At 74.4% G+C, this 25,671-nt stretch carries 27 protein-coding genes; 17 read left to right on the forward strand and 10 right to left on the reverse strand.

Translation table 11 applies throughout. The features are described 5' to 3' along the window. Nucleotides 1–36: 36 nt before the first annotated feature. The 11 genes from D7231_RS23250 (at nucleotide 37) to hemL (ending at nucleotide 12,960) form a co-directional block, all read left to right on the forward strand. Nucleotides 37–954 (forward strand): TIGR03619 family F420-dependent LLM class oxidoreductase, encoded by a 918-nt coding sequence (locus tag D7231_RS23250; RefSeq protein WP_120757440.1) that lies wholly within the window; start codon nucleotides 37–39, stop codon nucleotides 952–954. Nucleotides 955–967: 13 nt separating this feature from the next. Continuing rightward, a complete protein-coding gene (locus D7231_RS23255; protein WP_120757441.1) occupies nucleotides 968–1,930 on the forward strand; it encodes a LysR family transcriptional regulator in 963 nt (320 codons plus the stop codon). 253 nt (nucleotides 1,931–2,183) lie between these two features. Next, complete coding sequence (locus D7231_RS23260; protein WP_120757442.1) at nucleotides 2,184–3,140, forward strand: DMT family transporter; 957 nt, start codon at nucleotides 2,184–2,186, stop codon at nucleotides 3,138–3,140. 220 nt (nucleotides 3,141–3,360) lie between these two features. Further along, nucleotides 3,361–3,903 (forward strand): helix-turn-helix transcriptional regulator, encoded by a 543-nt coding sequence (locus tag D7231_RS23265; protein ID WP_194959784.1) that lies wholly within the window; start codon nucleotides 3,361–3,363, stop codon nucleotides 3,901–3,903. A gap of 144 nt (nucleotides 3,904–4,047) precedes the next feature. Continuing rightward, complete coding sequence (locus tag D7231_RS23270; RefSeq protein ID WP_120757443.1) at nucleotides 4,048–4,800, forward strand: maleate cis-trans isomerase family protein; 753 nt, start codon at nucleotides 4,048–4,050, stop codon at nucleotides 4,798–4,800. After that, nucleotides 4,797–6,002, forward strand: coding sequence for an FAD-dependent oxidoreductase (locus tag D7231_RS23275; protein ID WP_120757444.1), 1,206 nt, complete (start codon nucleotides 4,797–4,799; stop codon nucleotides 6,000–6,002). The genes D7231_RS23270 and D7231_RS23275 overlap by 4 nt, the downstream gene beginning before the upstream one ends. 108 nt (nucleotides 6,003–6,110) lie before the next feature. After that, complete coding sequence (locus D7231_RS23280; RefSeq protein ID WP_120757445.1) at nucleotides 6,111–6,920, forward strand: aspartate/glutamate racemase family protein; 810 nt, start codon at nucleotides 6,111–6,113, stop codon at nucleotides 6,918–6,920. Between the two features lie 8 nt (nucleotides 6,921–6,928). After that, nucleotides 6,929–7,951: a porphobilinogen synthase gene (gene hemB, locus D7231_RS23285; RefSeq protein WP_120757446.1), complete on the forward strand. Its 1,023-nt coding sequence runs from the start codon at nucleotides 6,929–6,931 to the stop codon at nucleotides 7,949–7,951. A 162-nt stretch (nucleotides 7,952–8,113) separates the two neighbouring features. Beyond that, the gene (hemA, locus tag D7231_RS23290; RefSeq protein ID WP_241999869.1) at nucleotides 8,114–9,523 is read left to right on the forward strand and encodes a glutamyl-tRNA reductase; all 1,410 of its coding nucleotides are present in this window, start codon (nucleotides 8,114–8,116) and stop codon (nucleotides 9,521–9,523) included. Beyond that, nucleotides 9,520–11,574 (forward strand): acetate--CoA ligase family protein, encoded by a 2,055-nt coding sequence (locus tag D7231_RS23295; protein WP_120757448.1) that lies wholly within the window; start codon nucleotides 9,520–9,522, stop codon nucleotides 11,572–11,574. The genes hemA and D7231_RS23295 overlap by 4 nt, the downstream gene beginning before the upstream one ends. Nucleotides 11,575–11,661: 87 nt before the next feature. Further along, nucleotides 11,662–12,960, forward strand: coding sequence for a glutamate-1-semialdehyde 2,1-aminomutase (gene hemL / locus D7231_RS23300; RefSeq protein WP_120757449.1), 1,299 nt, complete (start codon nucleotides 11,662–11,664; stop codon nucleotides 12,958–12,960). 88 nt (nucleotides 12,961–13,048) lie between these two features. Here the strand turns inward: hemL and D7231_RS23305 are convergent, their stop codons facing one another. After that, the gene (locus tag D7231_RS23305) at nucleotides 13,049–13,465 is read right to left on the reverse strand and encodes an organic hydroperoxide resistance protein (RefSeq protein ID WP_120757450.1); all 417 of its coding nucleotides are present in this window, start codon (nucleotides 13,463–13,465) and stop codon (nucleotides 13,049–13,051) included. A gap of 146 nt (nucleotides 13,466–13,611) precedes the next feature. Between D7231_RS23305 and D7231_RS23310 the strand changes: the two genes are divergently transcribed. The 3 genes from D7231_RS23310 (at nucleotide 13,612) to D7231_RS23320 (ending at nucleotide 16,467) form a co-directional block, all read left to right on the forward strand. Further along, nucleotides 13,612–14,670, forward strand: coding sequence for a CaiB/BaiF CoA transferase family protein (locus D7231_RS23310; RefSeq protein ID WP_120757451.1), 1,059 nt, complete (start codon nucleotides 13,612–13,614; stop codon nucleotides 14,668–14,670). Between the two features lie 10 nt (nucleotides 14,671–14,680). Further along, nucleotides 14,681–15,112, forward strand: coding sequence for a protein-tyrosine phosphatase family protein (locus D7231_RS23315; protein ID WP_120757452.1), 432 nt, complete (start codon nucleotides 14,681–14,683; stop codon nucleotides 15,110–15,112). 86 nt (nucleotides 15,113–15,198) lie between these two features. Beyond that, nucleotides 15,199–16,467 carry a DUF1266 domain-containing protein gene (locus tag D7231_RS23320; protein ID WP_120757453.1) on the forward strand — a complete coding sequence of 423 codons (1,269 nt, stop codon included), beginning with the start codon at nucleotides 15,199–15,201 and terminating at the stop codon, nucleotides 16,465–16,467. A gap of 16 nt (nucleotides 16,468–16,483) precedes the next feature. Here D7231_RS23320 and D7231_RS23325 read toward each other — a convergent pair whose 3' ends face one another. After that, the gene (locus D7231_RS23325; protein WP_120757454.1) at nucleotides 16,484–17,284 is read right to left on the reverse strand and encodes a LysR family transcriptional regulator substrate-binding protein; all 801 of its coding nucleotides are present in this window, start codon (nucleotides 17,282–17,284) and stop codon (nucleotides 16,484–16,486) included. Nucleotides 17,285–17,342: 58 nt separating this feature from the next. On the opposite strand from D7231_RS23325, the gene D7231_RS23330 reads away from it, so the two are divergent. Together D7231_RS23330 and D7231_RS23335 are read left to right on the forward strand one after the other, a co-directional pair. Further along, nucleotides 17,343–17,726 carry a DUF5997 family protein gene (locus D7231_RS23330; RefSeq protein WP_120757455.1) on the forward strand — a complete coding sequence of 128 codons (384 nt, stop codon included), beginning with the start codon at nucleotides 17,343–17,345 and terminating at the stop codon, nucleotides 17,724–17,726. Between the two features lie 167 nt (nucleotides 17,727–17,893). Then, entirely contained in the window at nucleotides 17,894–18,172 is a 279-nt protein-coding gene (locus tag D7231_RS23335; RefSeq protein WP_228774164.1) for a DUF1540 domain-containing protein, read from the forward strand. Here the strand turns inward: D7231_RS23335 and D7231_RS23340 are convergent. From D7231_RS23340 to D7231_RS23360, 5 genes are all read right to left on the reverse strand, one after another. Then, the gene (locus D7231_RS23340; RefSeq protein WP_120757457.1) at nucleotides 18,159–18,953 is read right to left on the reverse strand and encodes a class I SAM-dependent methyltransferase; all 795 of its coding nucleotides are present in this window, start codon (nucleotides 18,951–18,953) and stop codon (nucleotides 18,159–18,161) included. The two genes, D7231_RS23335 and D7231_RS23340, sit on opposite strands and share 14 nt — an antisense overlap. A 108-nt stretch (nucleotides 18,954–19,061) precedes the next feature. Next, nucleotides 19,062–19,586, reverse strand: a complete 525-nt coding sequence (locus tag D7231_RS23345) for a GNAT family N-acetyltransferase (RefSeq protein WP_120757458.1) — start codon at nucleotides 19,584–19,586, stop codon at nucleotides 19,062–19,064. 9 nt (nucleotides 19,587–19,595) lie between these two features. Continuing rightward, the gene (locus tag D7231_RS23350) at nucleotides 19,596–20,492 is read right to left on the reverse strand and encodes an ATP-grasp domain-containing protein (protein WP_120757459.1); all 897 of its coding nucleotides are present in this window, start codon (nucleotides 20,490–20,492) and stop codon (nucleotides 19,596–19,598) included. Between the two features lie 69 nt (nucleotides 20,493–20,561). Then, entirely contained in the window at nucleotides 20,562–21,686 is a 1,125-nt protein-coding gene (locus tag D7231_RS23355; RefSeq protein ID WP_241999870.1) for a PP2C family protein-serine/threonine phosphatase, read from the reverse strand. Nucleotides 21,687–21,817: 131 nt separating this feature from the next. Further along, nucleotides 21,818–22,921, reverse strand: a complete 1,104-nt coding sequence (locus D7231_RS23360; RefSeq protein WP_120757460.1) for a polyprenyl synthetase family protein — start codon at nucleotides 22,919–22,921, stop codon at nucleotides 21,818–21,820. Nucleotides 22,922–23,038: 117 nt separating this feature from the next. Between D7231_RS23360 and D7231_RS23365 the strand changes: the two genes are divergently transcribed. Next, a complete protein-coding gene (locus D7231_RS23365) occupies nucleotides 23,039–23,509 on the forward strand; it encodes a hypothetical protein (RefSeq protein ID WP_120757461.1) in 471 nt (156 codons plus the stop codon). A 99-nt stretch (nucleotides 23,510–23,608) separates the two neighbouring features. Here D7231_RS23365 and D7231_RS23370 read toward each other — a convergent pair whose 3' ends face one another. The 3 genes from D7231_RS23370 to D7231_RS23380 form a co-directional block, all read right to left on the reverse strand. Further along, complete coding sequence (locus tag D7231_RS23370) at nucleotides 23,609–24,019, reverse strand: ATP-binding protein (protein ID WP_120757462.1); 411 nt, start codon at nucleotides 24,017–24,019, stop codon at nucleotides 23,609–23,611. 187 nt (nucleotides 24,020–24,206) lie between these two features. Continuing rightward, nucleotides 24,207–24,863 (reverse strand): dienelactone hydrolase family protein, encoded by a 657-nt coding sequence (locus D7231_RS23375; RefSeq protein ID WP_120757463.1) that lies wholly within the window; start codon nucleotides 24,861–24,863, stop codon nucleotides 24,207–24,209. Nucleotides 24,864–24,994: 131 nt separating this feature from the next. Further along, complete coding sequence (locus tag D7231_RS23380; protein WP_120757464.1) at nucleotides 24,995–25,624, reverse strand: TetR/AcrR family transcriptional regulator; 630 nt, start codon at nucleotides 25,622–25,624, stop codon at nucleotides 24,995–24,997. Between the last annotated feature and the right edge of the window lie 47 nt (nucleotides 25,625–25,671).

Here is a 25,671-nt window from a genome sequence, read left to right on the forward strand (position 1 = left end):
GGCCCCCGTCCCGGCCACCAACCACCGGAGGACCCCGTGAAGTTCGGCGTCAACGTCCCCAACTACGGCCCCGGCGCCACCCCCGAGACCCTGGGGGAGTGGGCCGGCCGGCTCGAAGCGCTCGGCTACCACCACCTCCTGGTGTCCGACCACGTCGCCCCCACCCCCGAGGTCCATCGCCTGTTCGCCGCGCCCTTCTACGACCCCTTCACCGTGCTGTCCTACCTGGCCGGCGTCACCCGCACGATCGGGCTCGGCACCACCGTCACGATCCTGCCCTACCGCCACCCCGTCCTGACCGCCCGCATGGCCGCGGCCGTCGACCGGCTCAGCGGCGGGCGCTTCGTCCTCGGCGCGGCCGCGGGCTGGGCCCCGGCCGAGTTCGCCGCGCTCGGCGTCCCCTACGCCCGCCGTGGTGCCCGCAGCAACGAGTACCTCGCCGTCATCAAGGCCTGCTGGGCGAACGACGTGGTCAGCCACCACGGCGAGTTCGTGTCCTTCGACCACCTGCACACCGGCCCGGCCCCCGTGCAGCGCCCCGGCCCGCCGGTGTGGGTCGGCGGGCACAGCCCCGGCGCCCTGCGCCGCGCCGTCCGCTTCGGCGACGCCTGGCACCCCACCTCCGTCACCGCCCAGTGGCTGACGGGCTACGGCCTGCCCGCCCTGGAACGCACGGCCAAGGAGCTGGACCTGCCCGTGCCCGCGCTCGTGCCCCGCATCAAACTCCGCGTCACCGCACGCCCGCTGGGCCACGGCCGCCTGCTCGGCGAGGGCAGCCTGGACGAGATCCGCCAGGACCTGGCCCTCCTGGACGCCCTGGGCGCCCCCGCCGTCGTCCTCGACCCGACGTTCCCCGGCGAGCCCCGCACCCCCGAGCGCAACGCCCGCGACCTCGACGCCCTCGAAACCCTCGCCCGTACGGTCATCGACCCGGAACAGCAGCGCCTGCGCTGACGTTGCCCGCAGCATGACCACACCCAGCCCCGGCGCGGCCCCCGCGCCGCGCCACCCCGACGTGGACCTGCGCCGCCTCAGAGTCCTGGCGGAGCTCGACCGCCGCAAGACGGTCAGCGCCGCCGCGGCCGCCCTGCACCTGACGCCCTCCGCCGTGTCCCAGCAACTGGCCGCCCTCTCCAAGGAGCTGGGCGTGCGCCTGACCGAACCGGCCGGCCGCCGGCTGCGCCTGACCGGCGCCGCCCGCATCGTGCTGCGCCACGCCGAGGAGATCTTCACCTGGACCGACCGGCTCCACGAGGCGGTCGCCGCCTGGCGCGAAGGGGAGACCGGCGACGTCTCGGTGGCCGGCTTCGCCACCACCCTCACCCCGCTGATCCTGCCCGCCGCCGCCCTCCTCAAGGAGAGCCGGCCCCAGCTGCGCACGACCCTCGCCGAGGTCGACCCGCCGGTCAGCTTCGAGATGCTCGCCGACGGGCGCACCGACGTCGTCATCGCCGTCGAGTCCCCGGTCGCGCCCGTCAGCGACCCGCGGTTCGAGAAGTTCCCCCTCATGCAGGAGGTCTTCGACGTCGCCCTGCCCCTGGGCCACCGGCTGGAGGAGGCGGCCTCGCTGACGCTCGCCGACCTCGCGGACGAGGCGTGGATCTTCGCCACCGCCGGCATGTGCCAGGAGATCCCCCTGGCCGCCTGCGCCGCCGCCGGGTTCACCCCGCGCGCCACGCACGCCATCGGCGACTGGGAGGCCACGTTCGCGGCGGTCCGGCACGGCATGGGCATCAGCCTCGTGCCGCGCCTGGCCCGCTCCGCGGCCCGCTCCGGCGTCGTCGTCAAGACCTTCGACGACGCGCCCTGCCGCCAGGTCTTCGCCGCCGTGCGCGCGGGCGACGGGAGCCTGCCCCAGGTCGCGGCCGTCGTCGACGCCTTGGCGCAGGCGGCCGCGACGGCCCGCGCGCAGGACGGCGGCGAACCGTAAGCCCGCCTTCACGGTCATCGGAAGAATCCCTCGATGGACGCCGCGGGGGCGGCGGTGTGAGGCTCTACCCAAGAGCCCGGCCGCCGCACCAGCCCCGGGACTCCGCCCGGCCAGGCCCGTACCGGCGCCGCAACGCCCCCGTTCCCCCGTGCAGTTGCGCCCGGTACGACCTCGCCTCCATGAGACCGAAACGCCCCGAAAAGCCGCCCTTGGGCCGGCCGACCCCCGGGGCACCGCGACGCCGAGGAGAATCATGTCGAAGGGTGCCGTCCTGCGGCTTACCGCCCTGAGCCTGCTGTGGGGCTCCGTCTTCCTGTGGATCAAAATCTCCGGATACGCCTTCTCCCCCGTGGAGATGGTCTTCGTCCGCCTCGTCCTGGGCGCCGCCGTCCTGCTGACCATCGGCGCCGCCAAGGGCCAGAAGCTCCCGCGAGACAAGAAGGTCCTCGGCCACATGGCCGTGGCCGCCTTCCTCGGCAACGCCGTCCCCTGGCTGCTGTTCGCCGAAGGCGAGCGCACCGGCTCCAGCAACATCGCCGGCATCGTCAGCGGCACCGGCCCCGTGTGGACCCTCGGCGCCGCCGTCCTCCTCGGCTCCGAGAAGCGCCTGGGCGCCGCCCGCGTCTGGGGCATGCTCATCGGCCTGCTCGGCGTCGTCCTCGTCGCCGCCCCCTGGAGCGACGGCACGCACGCCTCGACCGGCAGCATCGTCTGCTTCGTGCTCGGCGCGGTCAGCTTCGGCAGCAGCTTCGCCTACGTCGGACGCTTCCTGGCCGGCCGCGGCATCCCCGTCTTCATGCTGGCCGGCGGCCAGCTCGCCATCGCCGCCCTCATGACGCTGGTCGCCGTGCCCTTCATCGGCCTCGAACCGGTCGAGTGGCGCACCGACTCCGTCATCGCCCTGATCATCCTCGGCATCGTCTGCACCGGCTTCGCCGTCCTGCTCAACACCATCATCATCACCAAGGACGGCGCCGCCGCGGCCGCCACCGTCATCTACCTCATGACCGTCGTCTCCGTCGTCCTGGGCGCCGTCTTCCTCGACGAACCCCTCGGCTGGACCGTTCTCCTGGGCACCGCGGCCGTCCTCGCCGCCACCGCCCTGCTGCGCCGCAAGCCGGCCCCCGCCCCTGCCCCTGCGCCGGCCGCGGACCCCGCGCCGGCAGCCCCGGTGGGCACGGCCCCGGCCCCGGCCGCGGGCGCCCAGTAACCCGCCGGCACCACACCGACGGCCGCCCCCTCCCCGGCGGCCTCGCCCCCAGGGGGCGGGACTCGGGAAGCACGCACCGCCCCGGCGGGCACCGCGTGCCCCGCCATCCCGCCCCCTTCGCCGTCACCGGACGCCCGCGCGTTCACCCGCCCATGCCGCGCAGCCGGCCGGACCCGCCCACCCCGGCCCGGACGCCACCGCACCACCCGAGGAGCCCACCATGACGTACGTCGTCGAGCGCACCTTCAGGACCCTGGACCACCGCTTCAGCCGCCTCTGGGCCGCGCACGAGACCTTCCTGCACACCCTCTCCGCCCGCGGCACCCTCATCGGCGGCGGCCCCTGGGACGGCGAAGGAGGCGAGATCCTCCTCGTCGACGCCCCCGACGAGATCGCCCTCCACCGCGCCCTGCGCCCCGACCCCCTGGTCCGCGAATCCCTCGTGGCCCAGTCCAGGATCCGCAACTGGAACATCGCCTACGGCCGCCCCGGCTTCACCGGCGCCGCCGCGCACACCCCGCCGCCCGCCGCGGCCGCCCTCACCCCGCACGAGCGGCGCATCACCCACCTCGTCCTCGCCGGGCACACCAACAACGACATCGCCGCGCGCCTGGGCGTCTCCTGCCGCGCCGTCGAACAGCACCTCACCCGCGTCTACCGCAAACTCTCCATCCGGCGCCGCGCCCAGCTCGCCCCCGCCCTCGGTGCCACCCTCCCCGCGGCCCTCTCCCCGGCCCGCCCGCAGGAGAAGCTGACTGCGTGATCCCGTAGTGCACCACCCAACGCCCCCGTCATACCGTCCAGTTACGCCGCAGGGCACGCCGGACACGCACCGGCCCCGCGCGGCGACCGAGGACTTCCCGCGGCCGTCGCCGCCGCCATTCCGTACACCTGGGGGCTTCCTTCCATGACCATGCACAGCACCGCGCGCCTCGGCGTCGTCGTCCCGTCCGGGAACGCCGCCGCCGAGCCGGAGATCGCCCGGCTCACCGCCCCGGCCATGCACCTGCACACCTCCCGCTTCCCCGTCCTGCCCGGCCGCACCCTGCGCGAGCGCCTGGACGTCTACAACGAGCAACTGCCCGACGTCATCGCCGGGTTCGGCGGACTGGCCCTCGACGCCGTCGCGGTCGCGTGCAGCGGCTCGCACTACCTCCTCGACCCCGACGGCGACCGCGAACTGTGCGACGAGATCGCGCAGCGCGCCGGCTACCCCGTGGCCTCCTCCACCCTGGCCACCCTCGACACGTGCGCCGACCTCGGCCTGACCGACATCGTGCTGGTCTCCCCGTACGAGCCGTGGCTGACCGACCTCTCCGCCCAGTACTGGCAAAAGGCCGGCCTGAACATCACCCGGGTCGTCCCCGTGCGGGCGGGCGAGCGCTTCTCCCCGTACGACGTCACCACCGGCGACCTCGTGCGCCAGGTCGGTGCCGCGGACCTCGCCCCGGACGCCACCCTGCTGTTCACCGGCACCGGCATGTTCACCTTCGAGGCGCTGGAGCGCATCGGCGACGGCAACGACCGCACCCTGCTCACCTCCAACATCTGCGCCGCCCGGTGGGCCCTCAAGCACACCGACGCCACGCCCGCCGGCCCCGACGGCGCCCTGCCCCGGCCGTTGCGGCGCCTGGCCGACCGCGCCGGCAGCCGGGCATGAACCCACGCCGGCACCGGGTCGTCGTCGTGGGCGCCGGCCCCGTGGGACTCACCGCCGCCCTCGTCCTGGCCCACGGCGGCGTGCCGGTCACCGTCCTCGAAGCGGCCGGCCACCTGTCGACCGCCTCCCGGGCCTCGACGTTCCACCCCGCCACCCTCGACCTCCTCGACGAACTCGGCATCGCCGCACCCCTGCGCGCGGCCGGCCGCGACGTCACCGAGATCCAGTGGCGCGACCTCGACCGGAACCTCCTGCACCGCCTGCCCTACGCGCCCCTCGAAGGCCGCACCGCCCACCCCTACCGGGTCCACGCCGAACAGTCCCGGCTGACCCCGCTGCTCCTGGCCGCCCTCGGCCGCCACCCGCACGCCGACGTCGCCTTCGGCCACACCGTCTTCGACCTCCGCCAGGATCCCGACGGCCTGCGCGTGTGGACCCGCGGCCCCGACGGCGCCCGCGCCCCGCTCACCGCCCGCCACGTCATCGCCGCCGACGGCGCCCGCAGCACCGTCCGCGACCTGCTGCACCTCGACTCCCGGGCCCGCCCCTACCCCTCCTACGCCCTGCGCATCGTCACCGACACCCCGCTCGACTCCCTGGTCCCGGACCTGTCCCCGCTGACGTACGTCCGCGACGCGCGCACCTCCTTCAGCGTGCTGGGCATGCCCGACCACTGGCGCCTGATCCACCGCATCCCCGCGACCACCCCCCGCGAGCACGTCACCGCCCCCGCGGCCGTGCACGCCCTGGTCGCGCGCAGCCTGCCCGGCCTCGACTCCCGCGTCCGCGTCCGCGACGCCCACACGTACCGCCTGGCCGCCTTCGTCCTGCCGCAGTTCCGGGCCGGGCGCGTGCTGTTCGCCGGCGACGCCGCCCACCTGACCTCCACCGCGGGCGGCATGAACATGAACTGCGGCCTGCACGACGCCGTCGCCTACGGCCGCGCCCTGATCCGCCTGTACCGCGGCGAGGCCGGGGACCGCTCCCTGACCACCGTCGCCGCGGCCCGCCGCGCCGTCGTCCAGGACGCCGTCATCCCGCGCAGCGAGGCCCGCACCGCCGGCATCGACGACGCCGCGGCCCTGCGCGCCGCCCTCGACGACATCGGCCGCATGACCGCCGACGCGGACGCCCGCACCGACTTCCTCGTCAAGGCGTCGCTGCTGGACTGCGCTCCCCGCGGCCGGCGCGTGGCGGCCTGAGCCGCCGCCGGCCGCCGCCCGAGCCTCCGGCCCGTCACGGGTCACCCATCCCTCGGCTCACGGGCACGCCCGCTCATCTGATGGAACGTCACCTGCCAAAGGAACCCCATGCGCATCTGGTTTCACAAACACACCGTGGAGGGCCGCATCCCCCTCCTCGACCAGTGGTACCGCGACCACCTCGACGCCATCGCCGCCCCCGGCACCGTCATCGACATCCACACCCTGCCCGCCGACACCTACCCCGACAACACCCCCTTCGGCCTGGTCGGCCACCACGCCGCCCAGGTGCTGTTCTCCCAGCACTTCGCCCACGCCGCGGTGCGCGCCGAACGCGCCGGCTACGACGCCTGGATCACCGCCGCCGGCCAGGACCCCGGCCTGCGCGACGCCCGCCACCTCGCCGGCATCCCCACCCTCGGCTACGGCGAGAGCGCCTTCTTCCTCTCCGCCATGACCGGCCAGCGCTTCGGGCTCCTCGGCTTCATGCCGCCCCTCGAAGAGCCCATCCGCGCCAACATCACCCGCTACGGCCTCGACGCGCACCTCGCCGCGTACGAAGTCGTCCCCGGCGGCTGGGACGGCGTCCACCGCGCCCTCGACGGCGACTGCGACCCCTTCCTCACCGTCTACACCGAAGCCGCCGAGCGCGCCCGCGCCGCCGGAGCCGAGGTGATCGTCCCCGCCGAGGGGATCCCCAACGAGATCCTCTGGCACCTCGGCGTCCGCGAACTCGCCGGCATGCCCGTCGTCGACCCCGCGGGCCTGGCCGTCAAGCTCGCCGAACTCACCACGGAGCTCGGCCGGACGGGCATCTTCGCCCGCTCCACCGCCGGCTACTGGTTCCACCGCCCGCCCTCCGACATCGCGCACCACCTCGAAAAGGTATTCCTCGGCTCGACCCTCCAGGGAGCGTGAAAGACCCCATGAACACCCACTCCACCCTCGGCCCCGCCCCCGCCAGCACCCCCGCCGCGGCCCCGCTGCACCGGCCCCGCCGGCTGCGCCGCACCCCCCAGCTGCGCCGCCTGACCGCCGAGACCCAGGTCAACGCCAACAACCTCATCCAGCCGCTGTTCCTGCGCGAGGGCATCACCGAGCCCCGCCCCATCCCCTCCATGCCCGGCGTCTACCAGCACACCCGCGACAGCCTCCGCAAGGCCGCGGCCGAGGCGGTCGCCGCGGGCGTCGGCGGCGTCATGCTCTTCGGCATCCCCAAGGACAAGGACGAGCGGGGCAGCGGAGCCGTCGACCCCGACGGCATCCTCCAGACCGCCCTGCGCGACGTGACCGCCGAGGTGGGCGACGCGACCGTCGTCATCGGCGACATCAACCTCGACGAGTACACCACCCACGGCCACACCGGCGTCCTCGGCGCCGACGGCGACGTCGACAACGACGCCAGCGTCCTGCTCTACGCCGAGGCCGCCGTCGTCCAGGCCGACGCCGGCGCCCACATCGTCGCCCCCAGCGGCATGATGGACGGCCAGGTCCGCCACATCCGCGCCGCCCTCGACCAGGCCGGCCACCACAACGTCGCGATCCTCGGCTACTCCGCCAAGTACGCCTCCCACTTCTACGGGCCCTTCCGCGACGCCGTCGAGTCCTCCCTCCAGGGCAACCGGCGCACCTACCAGCAGTACCCCGGCAACATCCGGGAGTCGCTGCGCGAGGTCGACCTCGACCTCGCCGAGGGCGCCGACATGGTCATGGTCAAGCCCGCCCTGGCCTACCTCGACATCGTCCGCCTCATCGCCGACCGCGTCGACGTGCCCGTCTCCGCCTACCAGGTCTCCGGCGAGTACTCGATGATCGAGGCAGCCGCCGAGCGCGGCTGGATCGACCGCGACGGCACCATCGTGGAGAGCCTCACCGCCATCCACCGCGCGGGCGCCTCCCAGATCATCACGTACTGGGCCACCGAGTTCGCCCCGCGCGTGGGCCGCTGACCCGTCGTCCGCGCTCCCGCTCACCGCTCACCGCGCCTCGCTCCCTTTGCGCCTCGCGCGGCGAACCTCGCTCTCCTGCCGGCCGGGACGGCCCCCCTCCGCCCGGCCGGCAGGCGCCCCGCCTCCCGCCCGCCACACACCACACACCAAGGTGCACCGACCGTGGAACGACACACACCCGCCCTGGAACGACACACATCCGAAGACAGCCGGCTGATGGCCGTGGGCATCAGCCACGCCACCGCCCCGCTCGACCTCCTCGAGCGCCTCTACGAAACCCCGCGCCCGCTGGAGGACCTGGCCGGCGACATGGCCGCCGCCCCGGGCCTCGGCTCCTCCCTCGTCCTGTCGACCTGCAACAGGATGGAGGTCTACCTGGAGGCCGACCCCGGCACCGACCCCGCGCCCGCCGTCGCCGGCCTGATCGCCGGGCACACCGGCGTCCACGCCGACGAGATCGCCCCGTACGCCTACGTGCGCTCCGCCGACGACGCGCTGCGCCACCTCTTCCAGGTCGCCGCCGGCCTCGACTCCGTCGTCCTGGGCGAGGACCAGATCCTCGGCCAGGTCAAGGAGGCCCTCGACCGCTCCCAGCGCACCGGCACCGCCAGCAAGACCCTCAACCAGGCCGTCCAGGCCGCCCTGCGCGCGGGCAAGCGCGCCCGCAACGAGACCGGCCTGAACGAGGCCGGGCGCTCCCTGGCCACCGCCGGACTCGCCTTCTTCGAACGCCTCGTCGGCTCGCTCGACGGCAAGACGGCCCTCGTCGTCGGCGCGGGCTCCTTCGGCGGCGTCGTCCTCGCCGCGCTGCGCCGCTCCGGCCTGCGGACCGTCCACATGGCCAACCGCACGCCCGACAAGGCCCAGCGCCTGGCCGAGACCGCGGGCGGCACCGGATACCCGCTGGAGGACATCCCCCGGCTCCTGACCGAGGTCGACGTCGTCGTCAGCTGCACCGCCTCCACCGTCCCGCTGGTGACCCGCCGGCACGTCGCCGACGCCATGGCGGCCCGGGCCGGCCGCGAGCTGTACCTGCTCGACCTCTCCCTGCCCCGCAACATCGAGGCCGGCGTCGCCGAAGTCGAAGGCACCGTCCTGGTCGACCTCCAGCGCATCGCCGCCGAGGGCGGGGACGACGAACTCTCCGTCGCCAGCGTCGAGTCCGCCCACCGCATCGTCGACACCGAGGTCGCCGCCTTCAAGGCGGCCCGCCGCGCCGCACGCGCCACCCCCATCCTCGCCGCCCTGCGCACCAGCGCCGCCGAGGCCACCGCCACCGAACTCGACCGGCTCAGCCGCCGCCTGGACGCCATGGACAGCGCCGCCCAGGAGGAAGTCGCCCACAGCGTCCGGCGCATCGTCGACAAGATGCTCCACCAGCCCACCGTCCGCGCCCGGCGGCTCGCCGGCGCCCCCGACGGCGACGTCTACGTCGACGCCCTGCGCGCCCTCTTCGCCCCCGAAGCCGGTGCCCTTGAAACCGGCCTCCGCGCGGCCGCTGACGCGGCCACCTCGCCCGCCGCAACCACGACCGTCACCACCCCCGCCGCCGCCCAGGAGATCATGGCATGAGCGCAATATCCGCCCTCTGGAACGCCGAATCCATCGCCGTCATCGGTGCGACCGAACGCCCCGGCGCCCTCGGCAGGAAGCCCATGGACTTCCTGCTGCGCCACGGCTACAAGGGCCGCATCCTGCCCATCAACCCCCGCGGCGGAGAGGTCCTGGGCGTCCCCGCGTACGCCTCCCTCACCGACGTCGAAGGGCCCGTCGACCTCGCCCTGATCATGGTCGCGGCCGACCGCGTCCCCGGCGCCGTCGACGACTGCGTCGCCGCCGGCGTCCCCCTGGCCATCATCGCCTCCTCCGGCTTCGCCGAGACCGGCGAGGAGGGCACCGCCCTCCAGGCCGGCCTCGTCGCCCGGGCCCGCGCCGGCGGGCTGCGCCTCATCGGCCCCAACTGCATCGGCGCCGTCAGCTTCAACAACCGCGTCCTCGCCACCTTCAGCCCCCTCTTCGGCGCCGAGAGCGTCCCCTTCGAGCCCGGCACCCTCGCCTTCGTCAGCCAGAGCGGCGCCCTCGGCTTCGGCGCCGCCAGCCTCGCCCTCCAGCGCGGACTGCGCCCCGGATGGGTCGTCAGCACCGGCAACGACGCGGACGTCACCGCCCTCGAAGTGCTGCGCGAACTGTCCGCCGAACCCGAGTGCACGGGCCTCCTCGGCTACCTGGAGGACACCCCGGACATCGCCACGCTGCGCACCCTCGCCGAATCCGGCAAGCCCGTGGCCCTCCTGAAGTCCGGCCGCACCGAGGCCGGCGGCCGCGCCGCCGCCTCCCACACCGGGGCCCTCGCCACCGACGACCGCGTCCTGGACGCCGCCCTGCGCCAGCTCGGCATCGTCCGCGTCGACGACATCGACGAACTCCTCGACGTCGCCCAGGCCTTCGAGTTCCCCCTGCGTCCCGAGGGCCCCAAGGTCGCCGTCGTCACCACCTCGGGAGGCTCGGGTATCCTCGCCGCCGACGCCGTCGAGGACGCCGGCCTCGAACTGAGCGCCCTCAGCCCGGAGAGCACCGCCGCGCTCGCCGAGATCGTCCCGCCCTTCGGCGCCGTCGAGAACCCCGTCGACATCACCGCCACCGTCCTGAGCGACCCCTCGCTCTTCGACAAGTCCCTCGACGTCCTGATCGCCGACCCCGCCGTCGACATCATCATCGCCTGCTTCTGCGTCATGGCCGGCCCCGACGTCGAGAAGGCCGTCACCGCCCTGTCCAAGGCCGCCCGCAAGGGCGGCAAGCCGATCCTCGTCGCCCGCACCGGCGCCGACTTCCTCGCCCCCGACGCACCCGCCCAGCTCCGCGAGGCCGGCCTGCCCGACTACCCCACGCCCGCCCGCGCCCTGCGCGCCGCGTCCGCCCTCTGGCAGGTCAGCCGCCCGCGCACCGCCACGTCCGCCCCCGCCGGACCCGGCGCCCCCGCCCCCGCGGCGGACGCCGGCGAGCCGCAGCTCAAGGCGCTCCTCGCGGCCGCCGGCGCCACCGTCCCCAAGGGCCGCATCGTCACCGGCGCCGAGGACGCGGCACGCCTGGTGGCCGAACTCGGCGGCCGCGCCGTCGCCAAGGCCGTCGTCCCCGGGCTGCTGCACAAGTCCGAGGCCGGGGGAGTCCTCGTCGGCATCACCGAGCAGGAGGCCCCCGAGGCGTACGGCAAGCTCGCCGCACTCGGCGGCGACGTCCTCGTCGAGGAACTCGCCCCCGCCGGCGTGGAGATGATCGTCGGCGCCCGCACGAGCGCCCTCGGCACCGTCCTGACCGTCGGCCTCGGCGGCATCTTCACCGAGGTCCTCGACGACGTCAGCCACCGCCTGCTGCCGCTGGCCCCCGGCGACGCCGAAGCGATGATCGCCGAACTGCGCGGCGCGGCCCTCCTCAACGGCGCCCGCGGCACGGCCGCCGCCGACACCGCCGCTCTCGCCCGCCTCCTGGAGCACGTCGCCCTCGCCGTCCAGGACTGGCCCGAGGGCTTCGAGCTCGACCTCAACCCGGTGCGCGTCCTGAAGGAGGGCGCGGGGGCGGTGGTGCTCGACGCGGCGTACACGGTGGCCGCGCCCGCCGCCGACTGATGGATCCCGGAGCCGGCGGCCCCGGCGCCGCCGGCTCCCCTTTCTTCTGTTTTTGCCTGTGAACTCTCCTTGTGAAAGGCCCGTGTCATGACCACCCCCATGTCCGAGACGCTGTTCGCCCGTGCGGCCACCGTCATTCCCGGCGGCGTCAACTCCCCCGTACGAGCCTTCGGTTCGGTCGGCGGCACCCCCGTGTTCATGGCCTCCGCCCAGGGGCCCTACCTCACCGACACCGACGGCAACCAGTACGTCGACCTGATCTGCTCCTGGGGCCCGATGATCCTCGGCCACCGCCACCCCGCCGTCATGGACGCCGTCCGCGGGGCCCTGGCCAAGGGCACCTCCTTCGGCACCGCCACCGAGGGCGAGATCGCCCTCGCCGAGGAGATCGCCGACCGCGTCGCCCCCGTCGAGCGCGTGCGCCTGGTGACGTCCGGCACCGAGGCGACGATGTCCGCGATCCGCCTGGCCCGCGGCTTCACCGGCCGTACGAAGATCGTGAAGTTCGCCGGCTGCTACCACGGCCACGTCGACGCCCTCCTGGCCGCCGCCGGCTCCGGGCTCGCCACCTTCGCCCTGCCCGACACCCCCGGCGTGACCGGCGCCCAGGCGGGCGACACCATCGTCCTGCCCTACAACGACCTCGCCGCCGTCGAGAAGGTCTTCGCGGACCAGGGCGGCGACATCGCCTGCGTCATCACCGAGGCCGCCCCCGGCAACATGGGCGCCGTCCCGCCCCTGCCCGGCTTCAACCAGGGCCTGGCCGACCTCTGCCGGCGCCACGGCGCGCTCTTCATCTCCGACGAGGTCATGACCGGCTTCCGCGCCGCCCGCGACGGCTGGTACGGGCGCGACGGCGTCGCCGCCGACCTCTTCACGTACGGCAAGGTCATGGGCGGCGGCTTCCCGGCCGCGGCGTTCGGCGGCCGCGCCGACGTCATGGAGCACCTCGCCCCCGTCGGCCCCGTCTACCAGGCCGGCACGCTCGCCGGGAACCCCGTGGCCACCGCCGCCGGCCTCGCCACGCTGCGCCACTGCACCGCCGAGGTCTACGAGCGCCTGGAGACGGTCTCCGCCACCATCGGCAGCCACGTCTCGCAGGCCCTGGACGCCGAAGGCGTCGCCCACCGGTTGCAGTACTCCGGCACCATGTTCTCCGTCTTCTTCGCCTCCGCGCCCGTCACCGACTACGACGCGGTCAAGGCCACCGAGGCGCACCGCTACCGCGCCTTCTTCCACGCGATGCTGCGCCAGGGCGTGTACCTGCCCCCGTCGCCGTTCGAGGCGTGGTTCGTGTCGGCGTCCCACGACGACCGCGCCGTGGACCGGGTGCTGGCCGCCCTGCCCGCGGCCGCCAAGGCCGCCGCGGCGGCGGAACCCGCCTGAGGCGCGCACGACGCCGCTGCCGGGCCCGGTGCGAACACCGGACCCGGCAGCGGCGGAGCCCCTCAAGAGCCGTCAGGGCGCGAGGCGGTCAGGGCGCGAGCGAGATGCCGACCCGGATGCTGTCACGTACGGCCTTGGAGTACGGGCAGCGGCCGTGGGCCTGTTCCACCAGGGACCGCGCGACGTCCTCCGGGACGCCCGGCAGCGCGACGACGAGGTCGGCGCTGATCGAGTACCCGCTCTCGTCCCGCTCCAGGTGGACCCGCGCGGACACCGTGTCCTCCGCCAGGGCCACCTTCGCCTCGCGGGCCGACAGCCGCAGAGCGCTGTGGAAGCACGCCGCGTAACCCGCCGCGAACAACTGCTCCGGGTTGGTGGCGCCACCCGGGCCGCCGACCTCCTTGGGCGAGGCCAGACCCAGCTCCAGGACACCGTCCGACGACCGCACGCTGCCGTTGCGGCCGTCCCCCGCCGACACGACGTCGGCTGTGTACACAACTCCCACGGAAAAACACTCCATTCACGACCGGAGAAACAGAAAGGGAAAACACCCGGAACCTAGGAAACGAGACGGCCGGCAGGCCATACGGAACCCCGAACCGAACCACTCAGAACAGACGCATTGCTCAGAAGAGAAGTGAGGAACCCGCAATGGGCCCCCTGGACAACCTCCGCGTCGTGGAACTCGCCGCCGGCGCCCCCACCGCCTACGCCGCCACCCTGCTCGCCGACCTCGGCGCGGACGTCGTACGCATCGACCGCCCCGGCGGCCGTCACCAGGCCGCCGACCCCCTCGGCCGCGGCCGCCGCTCGGTCGCGGTGAACCTCAAGGACGAGAACGACCTGAACACCGTCCGCTCCCTGGCCGGCCGGGCCGACGTGTTCCTGGAGGGACTGCGCCCCGGCATGTGCGAACGGCTCGGCCTGGGCCCCGACGCGCTCATGGAGAGCAACCCGCGCCTCGTCTACGCCCGCCTCTCCGGCTGGGGCCGCACCGGGCCCTGGGCCGCGCGGCCCGGCCACGACATCAGCTTCCTGGCCATGGCCGGACTCCTGGACGGCGACCGCCCCGCCGGGGGCCCGCCGGCCCCTCCCACCACCTATCTGTCCACGTTTGCGGGCGGCGGCATGCTCCAGGCCCTCGGCATCCTGGCCGCCCTCCACGAGCGCGCTCGCTCCGGCCGCGGACAGGTCGTCGACGCGGCGATGGTCGACGGCGCCGCAATACTGGACGTGATGACCCGTCAGTGGCGGGACCTCCCGGGCATGTCCACCGTCACCGACGCCCCCTTCTACACCACCTACGCCTGCCAGGACGGCCGGTACGTCGCGGTCGGCGCCATCGAACCGCGCTTCTACGACACGCTGCTGGAGTGCCTCGCCCTCGACCCGGCCGCCCTGCCCGACCGCGCCGACGAGGCGAACTGGCCCGCCCTGCGCGGCCTCCTCGCGGCGGCCTTCGCGGAACACCCCCGCCACCACTGGACCAAGGTCTTCGACGAGCACGAGGCGTGCGTCGTCCCCGTCCTGGACCCGGCCGAGGCCGCCGCGCACCCGGCCCTGCGCGAGCGCGACACGTTCGTGGACGTGGCCGGCGCGCACCAGCCCGCCCCGTCCCCCCGCTTCAGCCGCACCCCCGCCACCGCCCCGGCCCCGGCCCCGGCGCCCGGCGAGCACACGGCCGCCGACGTCCTGAGCGCCTGGGCGTAACCTCGGCGGCGTGACCGAGACGTGGACGGCCGGCACGGCCGGGATCCTGCGCCTGCCCTCCGGCCGCCTCATCCGGGGCCGCGGCCTGCGCCACCCCCTCCCCGCGGGCCCGGAGCCCGCCTTCGCGGTCTACCTGCTGGGAAAGCGGCCTCCCGAAGTCCCCTGGGAGGCCGCCTGGCTGCGCTGGCCCGACTTCCGGCTGCCCAGCAGCCCCGCCGAGGCCCGCACGGTCCTCGGCGAGGCGTGGGAACGGGCCGCGACCGAACGCGTAGAGATCGCGTGCGCCGGCGGCCGCGGCCGCACCGGCACGGCCCTGGCCTGCCTGGCGATCCTGGACGGCGTCCCCGCTGCCCGAGCCGTGCAGTACGTCCGCCACCACTACGACCCCCACGCCGTAGAAACCCCCTGGCAAAAGCGTTACGCCCGCCGCTTCACGGCCTGACCCGGCCTGCGGCCCCTCTTCTCGGCTTTGGGATCGGCACCGTTACCGTACTCGGGCGATCTTGAGCCGAACCGTTGAGGAGCCCCATGTACGCCGCAGCCCAGGACGAGGCGCACGACGAGTTGTTCCCCTTCGTCCAGGCGCCGGAGGACGGCGTCCGCTGGCAGGCGCCCACCGACGTGGAGCAGTATCTGTACAAGGTGACGAGGTCCGACGACTCCTACGCCTACCTGCGCACCCTCGCGATCGAGGGCGTCTACTACCCGGTGCGCCTCGACGAGGCGCAGGCCGCCGCCGGCGACGCGCACCCCATGCTGACCATCGAGACGCCGGACGGGCGGACCGTTCTCCAGGTCTATACGCCCGGCTTGCTGCCGCGCCCGCACCCGTTCCTCGTCTACGAGTACGCGACGCTCGGCGCGCTCGCGCAGATCGTCCCCGGCGGCGTGGACGTCCTCGCCGTCAACGCGGCCACGCCCTGCGAGCAGTACTTCCTGGTCAGCGACGAGGAACGCGAGGTGTGGCTGGACCTGCACCACGAGCTGTTCCACCCGGACGAGCTGATGGACCGCGTCGTGACCCGCCGCACCGGCGCCCCCGCCCCCGGCCCGCTGCTGCACGGCCTGGCCTGCGGCGCGCACCTGTGCTTCCGCAACGGCGACGCGTGGAACACCCTCCACTGGCACGGCATGGGCTACCGCGGCGAGACCGAGCGGATCGCCGACGACTGGGGCGTGCACAGCCGCGAGGACTGGATCAGCACCGAGGAGCGCCTCCTCGGCCAGGACGTGAGCCCCTGGTACTGGGACTTCGTCCTGGGCGCGCGGACCGCGCTGCTCCGCGCGCAGGGCGGCGGCCGCCTCGACCCGGGGCAGTGGCGCGACACCGTCGAGGCCACGGCCCGCGCCCGCGCCCAGGAGAGCGGCACCGCCGCCGGCGACCCCGACTTCGCCGGGTTCGTGGCGCACCTGCGCGGCCTCGTGGGCCAGGTGCTGCGCTACGAGGCCCGGTTCCGCGCCGACGGCCTCCTGCCGCCCGACGGCTTCGTGCGTACGGTCGCGGCCTGGGACATCGGCAGGGCTTCGAAGATGGCCCGCTGGGGCCGGGGCGCGCGCTACGCCACGGAGGCCGAGACGCACGCGGCGATCGAGCGCGCGTCCGGCGCCGCCCAGGCCGCGTACGGCTCGTGGGAGGAGTTCTCCGCCGGCTACATACTCGGCCGGTGCCTGCACTTCGACGAAGAAGAGTTCGGCCCCTGGTACACGACGGTCCTCGACGCGCACCGCGCCCTGACCACGGACCCGGACGGCCCGTGGCGGACGGTGCCCTTCAATACCCCCGCGCCCGGAGTGTGACCTCCGCCACGCGCTGCTACGAGCGGCGGCGGGGCTTGCCGCGCTTCGCGGCGCCGGATCCGCCCCGCGAGCTTTTGCCGGCCGCGGCCTTGCGCTGGGCGCCGCCCCCTCCGGGATGCTTCCCCTTGGGCTGCGCCTTGGCCTGGCCACCCTTGGCCGGGGCCTTGGACGCCTTGGCCTGGGTCTTGGCCTCGGGCTGCGTGCGGCCGCGCGAGCTGTTGACCGTGCGCCCGCGGACGATCCCGATGAAGTCCTCGACCATGTCGGTGGTCGCGTCCTCGGGCCACGACAGGGCGACCCGTGACTGCGGGGCGTCCGTGAGCGGCCGGTACGTGAGGTCCTTGCGGTGGTGCAGGCGGGCCAGCGACTGCGGGACGGCGAGGACGCCCACCCCCGCCGCCACCAGCTCGATGGCGTCCGCGGTCGTGGCCGGGCGCTCGAACGCGGGCCGCCCCGGCAGCTCCTCCCAGGCGAGCACGTCGTCGAGGGGGTGCAGCACGATCTCGTCGGCCAGCTCCTCCGAGGTGACCTCCTCGACCGCCGCCACGACGTGGTCCTTGGGGATCACGACGACCGTGGTCTCGGTGTACAGCGGGATCGCGCTGAGGTCCGTACGCTCGGCCGGCAGCGGCAGCCGGACGAAACCCGCGTCGGCGTCGCCGCCCAGCAGCACGTCGCACGCTTCGGCGGCGGGGACCGCCACGAGGTGCAGAGGGATGTCGGGCAGCCGCTCGTTCCAGATTCGCACCCACTTGGCGGGCGTCACTCCCGGGACATAGGCGAGCCGGAACGAAGGGGAAACTTCCGAGCCTGTCACTCCGCCAGGCTACCGGTCGTGGTCGAGGTAGCGCACATGCTCGAATACCCTTGACGTCATGACGTCGCACAAGACCACCCAGACGATGAAGCCCGCGACCGCGGCGAAGAAGCTGGGTGTGTACCTCCAGGCCACCCCCGCAGAGTTCCAGGACGGGGTCGTCACGCGCAATGAGCTGAACGCGCTCCAGGCCGACCCGCCCGCGTGGCTCCAGGACCTGCGGCGCAACGGCCCGCACCCCCGCCCGGTGGTCGCGTCGAAGCTGGGCGTCTCCATCGCGGGCCTCGCCCGGGGCGGCATCACGGACCCCCTCACCACCGAGCAGATCGACGCGCTGAAGGACGAGATGCCCGAGTGGCTGCAGCGCGAGCGCGCCACCCAGGCCGAGGTCCGCAAGGAAGCCGCGCGCATCAAGGAGAAGCAGGAGCAGCAGGAGAAGTAGGCGAGGGGGATGGAGCAGGGCGCCTGACCCCTGCCGCGCAGCGGCGCGATCCGGCTTCCGGGTGAACACCCGTAGCCACCGGTGTCACCCTCCGGCGCCCGAGGAAGGCGTCGGGGGAACGGACCGTGGCCGGCCGGGACGTCATGCCGAGGAGAAGCGCCGTGGAAATGCCCCAGGTGAGCGTGTGTCAGGTGGACGAGTGCGCCTACAACCAGGACAGCGCCTGCCACGCCCTCGCGATCACCGTGGGCGACTCCGCCCACGCCCACTGCGACACCTACTTCGTCTTTCCCTCGAAGGGCGGCGACTCCTCGTCCGTCGGCCGGGTCGGCGCCTGCAAGATGGCCGGGTGCCTGCACAACGTCGGACTGGAGTGCCAGGCTCCCGGCATCACGGTGGCCGCCCTGGGCGCCTCGGCGGACTGCCTCACCTTCACGGCGAGGTAGCGGCAGGGGAAGAAGCGGCAGGGAGCCGGCGCCCCGCCACCAGCAGGTCGACCACGTAGGTCTCCTCGATCTCCTCGCCGGGGAAGAGCGCACGAAGGCGGCCGCGCTCGGCGGTGAGGAACTCCCGGGCACCGGCCTCACCGAGCACGAGGAACGCCGAGTGGCTGCCGATGTTGGCGAGGTGGACGTCGAGCGGGACGGTCCGGCTCCAGCGCACGTGGCGGCGCACGCAGGGCAGCCCCTCGAAGCCGGCGCCCCGGACGGCACGGCGGTCGTCGGGCTCCCTGGACGGCGGCTCCGTACCGGTGTGGCGTGCGATCCGCTCGTGCTGGGCGGCGAGCCACGGCACGTCGAGCGCGGTCGTGTTCCACCAGACGGCGATCGCACCGCCCGGCCGCAGCACCCGCAGCGCTTCGGGGACGGAGCGGGCGGTGTCCGTCCAGTGCCAGGACTGTGCGTACGTGAGGAGGTCGACGGACGCGTCGGCGAGCGGCAGGGCATTGCCGTCGCCCCGGACGACCGGCACGCCGGGGAGCTCGTGGCGGAACCGGGCGGCCATGCCGTCCCCCGGCTCGACGGCGACGACCTCCGCGCCGCGCTCGCGCAGCAGGGCCGTGGCGATCCCGGTGCCCGCGCCGACGTCGGCGACGCGCGCACCGGCGAGGGGACGGCCCGCGAGCTCCTCGACGGCGTCCAGGAGGGCGGGCGGGTAGGAGGGGCGGTTCGCGGCGTACTGGCCGGCGGCCGCATTGAACGAATGAGCGCGCAGGGGGGCATCCATCGGCCCATCCTCGCTCCTGCCCGTCCCCTCCCGCCGGGATTTTCCGAGCGCGGCCACAGCGGCAGAGCAGCCACAGCGGCCACAGCAGCCGGCGAGGCCGCCGCGCGGTCAGCGCAGCTCGCCCTCCAGCAGCCCCATGAGAATCATGTCGTGCCACTTGCCGTCGCGGCGGAAGCACTCCCGCTGCCGCCCCTCCTCGACGAAGCCGGTCTTCTCGTACACGCGGCGGGCGGACTCGTTGTCCGCGACGACCGTCAGGGAGATGCGGTGCAGGCGCAGCTCGTCGAAGCCGAACCGGCAGATCACGCGCACGGTGTCGGTCGCGTAGCCGCGCCCCCAGTAGTTCTTGTCGCCGATGCGGAGGTCGAGTTCGGCCGATCCGGTCTCGGGCGCGGCGTCGCGCAGCCGCACCGAGCCGATCAGCCGCTGCTCGCCGAGCGGCTCGACGCCGAGGAACGTGCTCGCGTACGAGTTCCGGGGGAGGCTCGCGAAGCGCTCGGTGATCTGTGCCAGCGACTCCGGGTGGCCGCCGAACATCCAGCGCCCGATCACGGGGTCGTTGTTCCACCGCCACATCGTCCCGGCGTCGGACGGTTCGAGGGCCCGGAGCCGTACAAGATCACCAGTCAGCATGGCGGAAGGCTACTCGTGCGCCGTGTCCGCGGACAGCGCGGTGTCCGCCGAGGCCAGGGCCCGGAACAGCGGCTCCGGAGCGGCGCCCCGGGGCAGGTCGCTGACCTGGCCGTCGCCGACCTCCACCACGCGCCACTCCCCGTCCTCGCGCCGGGCGAGGTCGGTGGTCACGAAGCGGCAGCCGAGTGCCGCCACGAGGGGCGCTACGGCGTCGAGCGCGGGTTCCGGCCGCCGGTCGGGGTGGTCGGGGTGAGCCGTGACGAGGACGGGCCGGCCGTCCACCCACCACACGCGAGCCTCCCCGGCACCGGTGAAGCGCTCGAAGGCGCGGAGCACGACGCCGCCCGCGAGGAAGGCGTCCTGGAGCTCGACGAAGCGGGCCACCACCGCGGCCAGCCGGTCCGCGTCGGCGAGGTCGGGTACGTAACAGGCCTCGTGCCACTCGTGCTTGCGGGACTTGACGAAGTCCTTGACGATGCCGGGCCCGCCGCCGAGCGGTGCCGCGAGCGCGGCGAGCTCCGGGGCGCCCGGGGCGCGGCCCGGCCCGGCGGGGAGCCACACGCTGGCGGGTGTGACGGAGGTGAAGGCCGCGTACCAGCCGGGGAGTTCGTGCGCGCAGCGGTAGGCGTCCGGCGGAGTCAGCAGCGTGACCTCGCGGGCGGCGAGCGCGCCCGCCAGCTCCGCGTACCGCCCGGAGGGGACCATCCAGCCCCGGTACCAGGCGTCGCCCGCCCCGCGCGGGACGCCGCGGACCGCGCCACCGGCGTCCCCGGCGAGCAGCGCGTCGTGGTCGAGGAGGGCGGTCCGCAGCCCCGCCTCGCGGGCGGCCCGTACGTCCTCCGCGAAGTGCGGGTCCGCCCGCCGGGGGTGGAGCGGGTCGCGGCAGAAAAGGATCACGGGCGCCATGCGGGCACCCTAATGGGTGACGGGCACGGCTCGCCCGCAGGAGTGACCCCTCCGCGCGTGCGTGCGCTGCTAGGCGACCTCGTCCTCGGGGCCGTCACGGGTGATGGCAAGCAGCACCAGGTCGTCGGTGATGCAGCCGCCGGTGTGGCGGCCGACGTCGGCGAGGAGCGCGTCGAGCAGGGCGTCCGGCCCGGAGAACTCCTGCCCGGACAGCCTGGCGCCGGGGTCGTAGAAGACCCCGGCGCGGTCCCGTGCCTCGGTGAGGCCGTCGGTGTACAGCAGGAGCGTCGCCCCCGGCGGGAAGGGCACCGTGTCGGTCCGGCCCTCGACGCCGCCCAGGTCGGCCAGATCGGCCAGGGCCAGGGGGAGCGCCGGCTCGGACGGCTCCGCGTAGCGCGCCCGCCCGCCGTGCAGCAGCAGGGGCGCCGGGTGGCCGCGGTTGAGCAGTTGCAGTTCGTCGCCGGAGTGCGGGATGCCGGCCAGCACGCTCGTGACGAACCCTTCGGTCCGTTCGACCCCCGCCCGCCGGTCCGCCTCCCGGCGCAGCGCCCGCTCCAGCCTGGCCGCGATCGCGGTGATCGCGGGCTCGTCGTCGGCGGCCTCCCGGAACACCCCCACGGCGACGTCCACGGCCTTGACCGCGTCCATGCCCTTGCCCCGCACGTCGCCGACCAGGCACCGTACGCCGTACGGGGTGTCCTGCACGCCGTAGAGGTCACCGCCGATCTGCGCCTCCCTCACGGCCGACTGGTAGCGCACGGCGATCCGCAGCGGCCCGATCGAGGCCGGCGGCTGCGGCAGCACGGCGCGCTGCACGGCGAGGGCGACCCTGCGCGCGGACTGCAGCCGTACGTCGCTGTAGTACATGAGGCGGTTGACGACGATGGCGAAGGCCGAGACCGTCGCGACGGTCGCCAGCTCGCTCCGCCCGCCGGAGTCCCCGAGGAAGCCGAAGTGGATCAGCAGCGCGGTGTCGGCCGCGCAGGCGCCGAGGGCGGCGAGGATCGTCGCCCGCAGCGACAGCAGCGCGGCGGCCGACATCGGCGCGGCCGTGTAGAAGGCCTCGGCGCTGAAGTGCGGGGGCGTGTTGTAGTCGAGGGCGGCGCCCCCGACGAGCAGGAAGGCGGGCATCCACTGGAGGTGGCGCAGGCACCAGCGCCCGACCGTGGTGCGCTCCGTGCCCGGTGCCCTCACGTGCCCGCTCCCGCTCTCCCGTGCCGTACGACACGCTCCAGCATCCTCGGGCCCGATGAGGGCTGCCAGTCATGGGGCGCCCGTATGGCTCAGCCATTCCCGGCGGGTGAGCACGTACACGCTGACCGCGGTCACTGCGTGCGCTGTACGTTCCACAAGGGCAGTCCCTCGAAGAAGGACACGGCTTCCGCGCGCCAGTGCGGCCGCCAGGCGGAGGCTTCGGCGGCGGCGTCCTCGGCGTAGCGCCGCATGGCGGAGCGGAGTCCGGCGTCGGCTCCGTGGTCCCGGGCGATGCCGCGTATGCGGTCGATCGTGGCGGCCGTGCAGTCCGGGTCGCCCAGCGCGGACTCCAGCACCGCGCGCTCCGCGGTGGTCGCGGCGGCCAGCACGGCGCGGACGGCGTAGCTGCGCCGCCCGGACCGGATGTCGGAGCCCGGGGACTTGCCGGTGGTGTGCTCGTCGCCGAAGAGGTCGAGGTAGTCGTCGCGCATCTGCCCGCTGATGCCGGCCAGGGTCGCGTACCGGCGCAGCCGTTCGTCGTGGCCGGCCAGGTCCTCTCCCGCGGCCAGCAGGCCCAGCCGCAAGGGGGCGAGGATGGAGTACCGGGTGGACTTGTACTCGGTGACGGTGTGCAGCAGTTCCTCGGAGGGGAGGGGCTCGAAGTCGCGTTCCAGGTCGATGATCTGGCCGGCGACGGTCTCCGCGCCGGCGCCCAACTGCACCTCCAGCATGGCCTGCTTGAGCGCGGCGGGCGCGTCGGCCTCCAGCAGGATCCGCATCGACAGGAAGGCGGCGAGGTCTCCCGCCAGCACGGCGAGGCCCAGCGCGGTCCCGGGGTCTTCGGGGAACTCCCGGCGGTAGGCGTAGTACGTGGACGGGCCGCCGCGGCGCACGGGGGCGTCGTCGATGATGTCGTCGTGGACCAGCCCGTGCGTCTGGAGCAGTTCGATGCTCAGCGCGGCTTCCGCCAGGCCGGCCGGTTCCTCGTCGGTCACCAGCCGGGCCGCCTCGTACAGGAGCGCGACGCGCAGGCGCTTGCCGCCGCGCAGGGAGAGGTCTCGCAGGAGGTCCAGGCAGCGGGGGGTGAAGCGGCTGAGCGGCGGGGTGTCCAAGTTGCCGGCGAGGGAGTCGAAGTACGCCTCGAAGCGGGCGTCGAAGCGGCGCCGGTATCCGGCGAGCCGCTCCCGGGCGGCGGCCGCGGTCGCCTGCTGCGCTTGGTGGTTCGTGGTGCTCATGGGGTCCACCCTTCCAGCAGTCCGGGAAGGGAGTGACCGCCACTACGTCTTGTCACCGCCGCAACACTCTACGTAGCATTGTGGAATCAGTGGTTCCGGGCGTTCGAGGGGGTCAGGATGAAACGTATCGCCAGCCTTGCGTGTGCGGCTGCTGCCGCCCTTGTCTGTGGTGTGGCGACCGCCGACGCGCACAGTGAGCAAGGTGCGTACAGCGAGCAAGGTGCGTACGGCGAGCAGGGTGCGCGCAGTGGGCAGGGTGCGTACAGCGAGCACGAAAAGACGCAGGGCTTCGCCTCCACGCCCCACGCGGGCCCGCAACAGGCCGTCGATGCCGGTGCGGAGGAGTCGGGGGGGTTCCTGCACGTCTTCGGCGACCCCGTCGAAGTCGGGCCGGGGGCGAACGCCCCCGCCGTGGCGGTCTGTCCGGCCGGGCACGTGCCGGTCGGCGGTGGCGGCGAGACCTCCGCGCACCGCATCTACCTCACCGACTCCTTTGCGCAGGGCCCGCAATGGGTCACGCGCGGCACGAACACCAGTACCGGCAGCGAGTCGATGCGGGCGTTCGTGGTGTGCGCGACCCGCGGGTGAGGCCTGAAGGCGCGGCCGGGGGCTGGGGCCTGAAGGCGCGGACCTGGGGCCGAGGCCCGCACGCGGAAGGCTCCGGTGCGGGCGGTTCCGCAGGGGGTGTCAGCCCGTCGGCAGGCCGGCGATCGGGAGCGGGCCCGCCGGGTGCGGGCCGGGCGCCGACCTGCCCTGCGGAGCCGAGGCCGACATCGTGTCGCCCACGCTGCGGCCCGCCGCTCCCGCGGCGGTGCCGATGGTCCGCTGAAGCGGGTCCGTCGTGTTCTTCACCGCCGCACCGGCCGCCTTGCCCGCCGCGGGAACGGCCTGCTTCACCAGCTCGGCTCCCGACGCTCCCGCGAGCACGGTCGCCTTCTGTGTGACTCCGGCGACGCTGTCGCCCAGGTTGCCGGGGTCGACGGCGGCGAGCTCCCCGAGGTCCGGGGGCTTCGGCCGCTCGGCGGCGTGGGAGGCGGCGGCCGATCCCAGCGTCAGGGCGGCTGCGGCCAGCGCGGCGGTGGCAATGGCTCGGCGCATCGGGTCTCCTCCGGGGATGCGAGCGGGCGGGGATGTGCGTGGGCGGGATGCGAGCGGGCTCTCGTCACGAGAACGACCGGCGGGGCCTCCCGGACACGCAAAAGCCTCACAGCCTCATATATGGGCAGAGCTTCACCGTTCCCGGCCCGCGCTCCTGACCGTACTCAGGCTCCGTCGGAACCCGTACTCAGGCCCCGTCGGAGGGCGGCGGCCGGAGGAACCAGCGGGTCGCCGCCTCGGCGACCTCCTCCAGCGCGCCCGGCTCCTCGAACAGATGGGTCGCGCCGGGTACGACGTGAACCTCGTGGGGCGCTGACAGCCGGTCCGCGGCCTCGTGGTTCAGCCGCAGCACCTCATGGTCCGCGCCGCCCACGATCAGCAGGACGGGCGCCCGTACGCGGCCGAGCGCCTCGTCGGCGAGGTCGGGGCGGCCGCCGCGCGACACCACCGAGCGCACCTGGTCCGGCCGCTCCGCCGCCGCCGTCAGCGCTGCCGCCGCGCCCGTGCTCGCCCCGAACAGGTGCACCGGCAGGTCCACCGTGTCCGGGTGGCGGCCGAGCCAGTCGACCGTCGCCGTCAGGCGGCCGCTCAGCAGGGCGATGTCGAAGCGGTGACCGGCCGTGAGGGCGTCCACCGCCTCCTCGTGCTCGGTCAGGAGGTCCATCAGCAAGGTGGCCAGTCCGGCGTGCTGGAGCGCGGTGGCGACCGCCCGGTTGCGCGGGCTCAGCCGCGAACTGCCGCTGCCGTGGGCGAACAGCACCACCGCCCGGGCGGAGCCGGGAACGGCGAGGTCGCCGGCGAGTACCGCGTCGCGGGCGGGGATGAGCACTGCCTCGGAGGCCATCGGCGCCCACCCTCTCCCAGTGGTTTCCCGGTCTCTTCCCGTCTCTTCCAGCCTCTCTCCGCGCGGGCGCCACGACCAGCCGGGCGCCGTCGCGTGGGCCTGGCAGGCCGTGACGCTTGCCGTCCGTGCCGTCAGGGGGCTTCGGGGGCTTCGCTGACGAAGGCTCCCGCCCGCGCTGCCGCCGCCGCGGCCACGGCAGCGCGCTCCGCCGCCGCCTCGTCGAGCGGCTCGCCGGTGGTCAGCAGGCGGTAGTAGAGGGGGGCGGAGACGGCGCGGACGACCTCCCGGGTGTCGGTCCCGGCCGGCAGCTCGCCCCGCTCGACGGCCTGCCGGGCGCAGGGCTCCCATTCCGTGACCCGGGTGTCGTAGAAGCGGCGCAGGGCCGCGGCCGCCTGGTCGTCGCAGGTCGCCGCGGCGATCACCGCCTTGAACAGCGCCCCCTGCCGGGGGTCGGCCAGCGTGCGCTGCACGAGGCGGGCGTTGGCGCGCAGGTCGCCCAGCAGCGTGCCCGTCTCGGTGCGGGGGAGCGACTGCTCGGCCATGTCCGCGAGCAGGTCGGCGACGAGGTTGGCGGGCGTTCCCCAGCGGCGGTAGACGGTCGTCCGGCCGACTTCCGCGCGGCGGGCCACGTCGGCGAGGTCGAGGCCGGCGAGCCCGCCCTCGGCCAGTGCGTCTCCGGCGGCCTGGAGGACGGCGGCCCGCACGCGTGCGGTGCGACCGCCCGGGCGCAGGCTGCCGGGGTCGGCGCTGCTGGAGGTCATAACGGGACTCCCATTCCATTAGTGGCTGGCCTCTGTTACGGTGAACC

This window comes from Streptomyces klenkii, assembly GCF_003626645.1.
GTDB classification, from domain to species: domain Bacteria; phylum Actinomycetota; class Actinomycetes; order Streptomycetales; family Streptomycetaceae; genus Streptomyces; species Streptomyces klenkii.